Origin of the sequence: Colwellia sp. D2M02 (genome assembly GCF_018860755.1) — a bacterium.
Classification (GTDB): domain Bacteria; phylum Pseudomonadota; class Gammaproteobacteria; order Enterobacterales; family Alteromonadaceae; genus Colwellia; species Colwellia asteriadis.
This window is the reverse complement of the sequence record NZ_JAHKPW010000035.1, coordinates 1-7150: the sequence shown is the minus strand read 5'-3', so window position 1 is coordinate 7150 and position 7150 is coordinate 1. Positions and strand designations below refer to the sequence as shown.

Below are 7150 nucleotides of genomic sequence, written 5' to 3'. Positions count from 1 at the left end.
AAAAAGGCGATAACGCTGTGAAAATGACTAACAAACGCTGTCCGAAAGGTTCGGCCAAAAGCGTTTTACGCTTTGTTGAGCTGTATTTGCTTAGAATGACTAGGCTACACGCTACTCGCCGCGATTAAAGCCCTTTTAGCTCGAACAAAAGTTAACCGTGAAAGATAAACAGCCGCTAGCTATGTATAAGTTTATTAACTATTATTTGCGTTTGCCGTTTAAACGAACCCATTCTTCTTTAATAGTAACGGGTTGCATAGTACACCATTGTCCGTAAATTTCTTGTAATGTTTGCGCTTGCTCTTCTAGTACACCTGATAATGCCACTAAACCTTTATCGCCAACATATTCCATAATGGTTGGGGCTAATTCGCGTAATGGGCCTGCTAAAATATTAGCAACCACAACATCGGCTTTAAATTCTGGCTGATCTTTCGGTAAGTATAACTCAAGGCGCTCATCAACTTGATTACGCTGAGCATTCGCTAGGCTAGCTTGTAATGCTTGTGGGTCGATATCAATACCAATAACCTTTTTAGCGCCTAACTTGAGCGCAGCTAGCGATAAAATGCCTGAACCACAACCAAAATCAACCACAGTTTTCCCTCTCAGGTCTAAGCTGTCTAACCACGTTAAACATAATGCGGTTGTAGGGTGTGTTCCCGTGCCAAAGGCAAGACCAGGGTCGAGCATTACATTAACCGCTTCTGGCTCAGGTACTTCACGCCAGCTTGGACAAATCCATAAACGTTCGCCAAACTTCATTGGGTGAAAGTTATCCATCCACTCACGTTCCCAGTCTTTATCTTCTAACTGTTCAAGTTTGTATTGCATATTTTCTTTGTCAGGATGGATACTTTGTAAGTAACTAATCACTTTATCCATATCATGACTGGCATCAAACAAACCCATTACAACGGTATTTGACCAATAAATAACTTCATCGCCCGGTAAAGGCTCGTATATTGGAGTGTCTTGTGCATCAATAAAAGTAACTGCTTGTGAGCCACATGCCGATAGCCAGTCGCTATACTTCTCGGCGTTATCTTCATTTGCACTTAATCTTAGTTGGATCCAAGGCATATTTTTCTCAACATTTAGTATTCATATAAAATTAACCCTAGTTTATCACTCATTAATGTTGGCTAATAGCACTATGTAGAAAGCAGTATGTCTGGTTAAACCTTTACGTTAAACTAAACGTATATTAGATTTTTCAATATTTTGGAGTGGTTGCCGTGAAATATTTCCCTGTTTTTCTCGATGCTAACAGAATTAATGCCCTTGTTGTTGGTGGTGGTGATGTTGCCGCTCGTAAAATAGAACTCCTATTAAAAACAACAACAAAAATAACGGTAATGTCATTGCAATTAAGTGAAAGCGTCGCCCGTTTGATTAAAGATAATCAGTTAACCCATTTAGCCCATGATTATGAAGCGGGGCATTTAGCAGATACAACACTCGTAATAGCAGCAACCGATAACGCGCAAGTAAACCAACGAATTTATAACGAAGCGTTGCCGTTAAAAATTTTAATTAATGTTGTTGATCAACCCGAGCTGTGTACATATATAACGCCAGCTATTATTGATCGGGCGCCTATGATTGTTGCGCTTTCAAGTTCAGGTAGTGCTCCTATTCTAGTGCGCATGCTAAGAGAGCAAATAGAGAAAGTTTTACCGCAAGGCTACGGACGATTAGCTGACTTTTCGTTAAAGTTTCGTGATCATGTTAAGGCGCGTGTTAAAGGGTTACGTAATCGTCGTAGTTTCTGGGAAAAAACACTCCGCGGCTCTATCGGTAAAAATCTATTAGATGGTAATCAACAAGCCGCAGAACAACAGCTTATCGCCAGCCTGAAAGAACAAATAGCGCCACCTGAAGGTGAAATAGTCTTTATTAAAACTAAAACCGGTAATCCTGATCATTTAACCTTAAGTGCTCACAGAGCAATGCAGTTTGCTGATGCGGTTTTTTATGATGAAGACGTGAATATCGAATTAATTGAATATATACGTCGCGATGCTGATAAGTTTCCACAATGTATTAGTTCAACTATTCTCGTTAACTTTCAGCATGCATTAGAGCTTGCAGAGCAAGGAAAACAGGTTATTTACTTACTCGCAGGAGAAGATGAGTTGCCGAATAATTCAGCCTTAAACCATAGCGAAGTAAACAGCAGAATTATCAGCTGTGGCGCTTAGCACCTTACTTATTACAATTTATCACGCTCACGTAAATTGTAATAAGTAAAACCAAGTGCACTGCCCAACAAAAAGCTGCAAAAACAATCTCGAAAGATCAACAGCCCCTAGTGATAGCTGCTTTTTTATTTGTTATTATTCTGCCTATTCAATAATGAAGGCAGTGCTATATTTCGCAATAATACAGCGACACGATACATTTCCTAATAATAAAAGATCCTCCATGAAAAATATAATAACCGCTTTTTGTCTTACCTTAACGCTTAGTGCTTGTAACACAACTGATAATCAAGCAAATACCACACAAGTAACCAACACAAGTACTCAACCCCAAAAACATTTACCTAAAAATATAATTATGGTTGTTGGCGATGGTATGGGGCCTGCCTATACCACTGCGTATAGATATTATAATGATGACCCGAATACTCCTGCTATTGAAGAAACTGTATTTGATCGCCACTTACTTGGTATGTCAAACACCTACCCTGCTAGAGTATCAGGTTATGTTACCGACTCAGCAGCAAGTGCAACAGCACTATCAACCGGAGTAAAAAGCTATAATGGCGCTATTGGGTTAGATGTTAATAAACAACCGGTGCAAACAGTACTTGAGTGGGCAAAATTACAAGGTAAAAAAACCGGTGTTGTAGTTACTTCACAAGTTAACCATGCAACCCCAGCATCATATTTAGCCCACAATGAAAGTCGACGTAATTACAATGCTATTGCGGATAGTTATATTGATGACGGTATTAAAGCTGATGTAATTTTAGGTGGTGGCTGGGAATATTTTATTCGCGAAGATAGAAATCTCGTTGATGAGTTTTCAGCAAAAGGGTTTCACTATATTGATAACTATTCCGCATTGGCGACATTACCAGAAAAAAAACCAGTATTAGGGCTTTTCGCCGATATTGGTTTGCCTTGGTCACTAGACGACACTGATAAAAATCGTTTATCAACAATGACAAAAGCCGCAATTAAGCAATTAGAAAACCCTCAAGGGTACTTTATGTTAGTTGAAGCAAGTCAAGTAGACTGGGCGGGTCATAGCAATGATGTAGCAGCAGCAATGAGTGAGATGGATGATCTTTCACAAACGATGCTATACCTTGAAAACTATGTTGAGAATAACCCTGACACTTTAGTCATTCTGACAGCGGATCACAGCACTGGCGGTTTTACTATCGCCGCGAATGGTGTTTATGAATGGAACCCAGAAATACTTCGTTCGATGAAACATTCACCGTCATCAATAGCTAAACAGTTGGCAAAAAATGATATTACAGCCACTGAAGCGAGTGATTTATTTAACTTCACATTAACGGATCAAGAGTTAATAAAACTGCAGCAAAGTAAATATAATGCATCAGAGCAAACCGCGGCTTATTACTCAGCCAGTAAAGAGCAGCAAAAATCCATGAGCAAGCCTCGAATTAGCGCTGCACTCTATGAGAGCGTAAAACAAATTATTGATGCTAGAACCAATACAGGTTGGACATCTTACGGCCATACAGCAGTAGACGTTCCAGTATTTGCACTTGGCCAGCACAGTGAAATGTTTGGTGGCAATATAGACAATACCGATATTGCTAATAAAATATTCACCCTGCTCGGAAAACCTGCACAATAAACACCTAAATAACAAAATCATGACCAATAGTTTCTGCTAATTATTGGTCCTTTACCTAACATAGTTATCCCGAAATTATGCTAGTCACTTAATTAGCGTTGTAGCACCTTATGTTAGATACCACTTTATTACTGCTTTTTATTCCTACTTTCTTTCTCGTCAGTATTACCCCGGGTATGTGCATGACGCTAGCAATGACATTGGGCATGTCTATTGGTATTCGTAAAACCTTATGGATGATGTACGGTGAACTCCTCGGAGTTGCATTAGTGGCAATTGCTGCGGTTATCGGGGTTTCCGCCGTTATGCTTGAATACCCGAAAATATTTTCAATACTCAAGCTGATTGGTGCAAGCTACTTACTGTATGTTGGGATTAATATGTGGCGTTCACGTGGAAAACTTGCACTGAACAAGGTAAATAATGAGCAGCAAGCAACAAAGCGTTTACCGCTTTTTAATCAGGGGTTTATCACTGCAATTGCTAACCCTAAAGGTTGGGCGTTCATGGTGTCGTTGCTCCCTCCCTTTATTAACCCACAACTAACTCTTGCTCCGCAACTGGCTATGCTATTAGCTGTTATTATTTTATCAGAGTTTATTTGTATGATGATTTATGCCACTGGTGGTAAAACTATAGGCAAAGTGCTCACTAAAGGCGATAACGTAAAACTAATGAATAAAATATCAGGCACCTTAATGGTTCTCGTCGCTGTGTGGCTTGCTTTAAGTTAATCCCCTAACCAATAAACTACTGTAAAATATCGCTTAGAGCTTTTATAAATATCACCCTGAGCAAATAATTAGTGTAAAGCTGGCACCAGGCCTAATGCTACTTATTATACCCTATCCCTTCTTAACTGATCTTACTGCCTCTTGCTAACGTATCTACCTCAATATAAATAAGGAAATTTTCCAGCCAAAATCAAAGTAGAGCTTATTTTTATGGTGCAACATATCCCATTGCAAGACTTATATAATAAAGACAACCGCTATCGAGCTAAATTAATTAATAGCCTTTCTGGCTTTAAAAGCGCCAATGTTATCGGCACTTGCGATAACATTGGCAATACCAACTTAGCAATATTTAGTTCAGTTGTGCACTTAGGAGCATCACCTGCTTTAGTTGGCTTTATTATGCGCCCAGATACAGTGCCGCGAGATACTCTCAATAATATTTTACTCACGAAGCACTACACCATTAACCAAGTATCGAGTACTTTTTGGCAGCAAGCGCACCAAACCTCGGCACGCTATCCACCAAACCACAGTGAATTCTCAGAGACTGACCTAAGTGTAAGTTTTATTGATGGCCACCAAGCACCATTTGTTGAACAAAGCTTAGTCAAATATGCCGTTGTGTTAAAAGAAATCATCCCTATTGCAAGTAATAATACCCAATTTGTCATTGGAGAAATCACCGATATTTTATGTCAGCAAAGTGCGATAAAAGCAGACGGTTACCTTGACTTAGAAAGTCTAAATACCGTTTGTGTTTCTAGCCTCGATAGCTACCATATTACTCAACATTTAGGGCGGCTTAGTTATGCCAAACCAGAAACACCTTTAACACCATTAACCATTGATGGAGAAAGAGGTACTACCAAGTGACAAATAATACTGAGAGAATTACTCCCCCTACTCAAGGCTTAACTATTCTCTATGATAGTAGCTGCCCATTGTGCTGCGCTGAAATGGCTCACCTCAAACGCAAGGATGTAAACAACCTAATAACGCTAGTAGATATTCATCAAAGTGATTTTTCAACTTTATATCCGAATATTGAGGTCGAGCAAGCCATGAAAATATTACATGGTTTATACGGTACGGAAATATTATTAGGATTAGCGGTTACTCATAGAGCATGGACGCTGGTTGGTAAAGGTTTTTGGGTCGCTCCGCTTAATTGGCCACTGATAAAGCCTTTATCACATCAAATTTATTTATGGGTCGCTAAGCACAGGCAAAGTATTTCGACTTTTCTTGCCAAGACATTTGGCATTAACAAACCTTATTGCAATAAAGGCACTTGTTATGATGACAGAACAAACGCTAATTCTCGGGGCAAATAGCGGCATAGCACAGGCTATTGCTGCCAAAAGCCTACAACAAAAAAGCACTTGCGTTACGATCGTTAGTCGTAACAGCTCGGCATACCAACAACTAAAGAAGAGACACAAAAATCTCAATATCATTAATGTTGAAAACTACAGCTCTACCACGATGGCAAAGGTGGCAGAGCAATTAACACAACAAAGCTCACAACCTATTACCCGAGTTTATATTTGCCATGGCATATTGCACAACGCAACGGTGCAACCTGAGAAAAAACTAGAAGATATAGCCCCTGACGCTTTCTCAGCGGTAATGAACGCTAATGCGCTAACACCAATGTTATGGATAAAAACCTTAACACCATTACTTACAGGAAAGACAGTGTGTAAATTAGTGGTACTTAGCGCCAGAGTAGGGAGTATTTCTGATAATAGGCTTGGCGGTTGGTATAGTTATCGAGCATCAAAAGCCGCGTTGAATATGATGCTAAAAAATACCGCAATAGAGTTTGCAAGACGAGCAAAAAATATCAAAGTTATCGCGTTTCACCCAGGTACTACTGATACAGATTTATCTAAACCCTTTCAGCAAAACGTGCCTAAAGGAAAGTTATTTACCCCTGAGTTTGTTGCTCAGCAACTAACCTCAATAAGCGATAAAGCACTTGTGGATGGTCAACTAAGTTTTGTTGATTGGCAAGCGGAGAATATTAGTTATTAGTTACTACTAATAAAGCGAATAGTCGTTATTTATCGGGCTAATCAAAAACGACGAGAAAGCCTTAGATAATTACTGGGCTATCTAACTGCAGAGCTCACTGCCAACCAATTTTCCATAACTGTGGATTTTTTAAATCACGCCAATTAATACTGTACTCATTGTTATTAATAACCGCTTCAATAATACATTCTGACACCCGCTGTTCCTCATCAAACTCCACAGCAGTAATAATAAAATGCTTTTCTTTATTAATAACTTCAACTTTGGTCCATTTACTGTTGAGTAAAGACTTAGGACTCACTTTATTCATAGGTTTACCTTATGCTCTCTTGGACTATTGGGTCTTTTGTCAGTTTTTCTGTAGCAACAAATTACTAGAAAATATGCTTTTATTAGTGTGAGAATATTTAGGGCTGTTGATCTTTCGAGATTATTTTTGCAGCTTTTTACAGCTTTGTGTGTTGGGTATTTATACAAGGCAGAGCCTTTGTCGTGTGGTTAATCAGAACAATAAGTTCCTGCATTGTCTGATAGAC

At 39.1% G+C, this 7150-nt stretch carries 8 protein-coding genes and 1 pseudogene; 6 read left to right on the top strand and 3 right to left on the bottom strand.

What is annotated here, in order from left to right; translation table 11 throughout:
• Nucleotides 1-201 precede the first annotated feature (201 nt).
• A complete protein-coding gene (gene prmA, locus KO495_RS05535; RefSeq protein WP_215979402.1) occupies nt 202-1083 on the bottom strand; it encodes a 50S ribosomal protein L11 methyltransferase in 882 nt (293 codons plus the stop codon).
• A gap of 155 nt (nt 1084-1238) precedes the next feature.
• On the opposite strand from prmA, the gene KO495_RS05530 reads away from it, so the two are divergent.
• The 6 genes from KO495_RS05530 (at nt 1239) to KO495_RS05505 (ending at nt 6614) form a co-directional block, all read left to right on the top strand.
• Nucleotides 1239-2204, top strand: coding sequence for an NAD(P)-dependent oxidoreductase (locus KO495_RS05530; protein WP_215979401.1), 966 nt, complete (start codon nt 1239-1241; stop codon nt 2202-2204).
• Between the two features lie 223 nt (nt 2205-2427).
• Nucleotides 2428-3840, top strand: a complete 1413-nt coding sequence (locus KO495_RS05525; protein ID WP_215979400.1) for an alkaline phosphatase — start codon at nt 2428-2430, stop codon at nt 3838-3840.
• Between the two features lie 110 nt (nt 3841-3950).
• Nucleotides 3951-4574: a LysE family translocator gene (locus tag KO495_RS05520; RefSeq protein ID WP_215979399.1), complete on the top strand. Its 624-nt coding sequence runs from the start codon at nt 3951-3953 to the stop codon at nt 4572-4574.
• Nucleotides 4575-4784: 210 nt separating this feature from the next.
• Nucleotides 4785-5450 carry a flavin reductase gene (locus KO495_RS05515; protein WP_215979398.1) on the top strand — a complete coding sequence of 222 codons (666 nt, stop codon included), beginning with the start codon at nt 4785-4787 and terminating at the stop codon, nt 5448-5450.
• The gene (locus KO495_RS05510) at nt 5447-5911 is read left to right on the top strand and encodes a DUF393 domain-containing protein (RefSeq protein WP_343818778.1); all 465 of its coding nucleotides are present in this window, start codon (nt 5447-5449) and stop codon (nt 5909-5911) included. Before KO495_RS05515 ends, KO495_RS05510 begins: the two co-directional genes overlap by 4 nt.
• Nucleotides 5874-6614, top strand: coding sequence for an SDR family NAD(P)-dependent oxidoreductase (locus KO495_RS05505; RefSeq protein ID WP_215979397.1), 741 nt, complete (start codon nt 5874-5876; stop codon nt 6612-6614). Before KO495_RS05510 ends, KO495_RS05505 begins: the two co-directional genes overlap by 38 nt.
• A gap of 94 nt (nt 6615-6708) precedes the next feature.
• On the opposite strand, the gene KO495_RS05500 is transcribed toward KO495_RS05505, so the two are convergent.
• Together KO495_RS05500 and KO495_RS17500 are read right to left on the bottom strand one after the other, a co-directional pair.
• Nucleotides 6709-6924: a TIGR02450 family Trp-rich protein gene (locus tag KO495_RS05500; RefSeq protein WP_215979396.1), complete on the bottom strand. Its 216-nt coding sequence runs from the start codon at nt 6922-6924 to the stop codon at nt 6709-6711.
• Nucleotides 6921-7150 (bottom strand): annotated as a pseudogene (locus KO495_RS17500) (hypothetical protein); the annotation flags it as partial. The pseudogene KO495_RS17500 and the gene KO495_RS05500, both read right to left, overlap by 4 nt.

What these genes read in the sequence shown, in the direction of transcription:
- prmA (WP_215979402.1), bottom strand. Translation starts at nt 1,083, where the DNA reads ATGCCTTGGATCCAACTAAGATTAAGTGCAAATGAAGATAACGCCGAG.
- KO495_RS05525 (WP_215979400.1), top strand. Translation starts at nt 2,428, where the DNA reads ATGAAAAATATAATAACCGCTTTTTGTCTTACCTTAACGCTTAGTGCT.
- KO495_RS05520 (WP_215979399.1), top strand. Translation starts at nt 3,951, where the DNA reads ATGTTAGATACCACTTTATTACTGCTTTTTATTCCTACTTTCTTTCTC.
- KO495_RS05515 (WP_215979398.1), top strand. Translation starts at nt 4,785, where the DNA reads ATGGTGCAACATATCCCATTGCAAGACTTATATAATAAAGACAACCGC.
- KO495_RS05505 (WP_215979397.1), top strand. Translation starts at nt 5,874, where the DNA reads ATGATGACAGAACAAACGCTAATTCTCGGGGCAAATAGCGGCATAGCA.
- KO495_RS05500 (WP_215979396.1), bottom strand. Translation starts at nt 6,924, where the DNA reads ATGAATAAAGTGAGTCCTAAGTCTTTACTCAACAGTAAATGGACCAAA.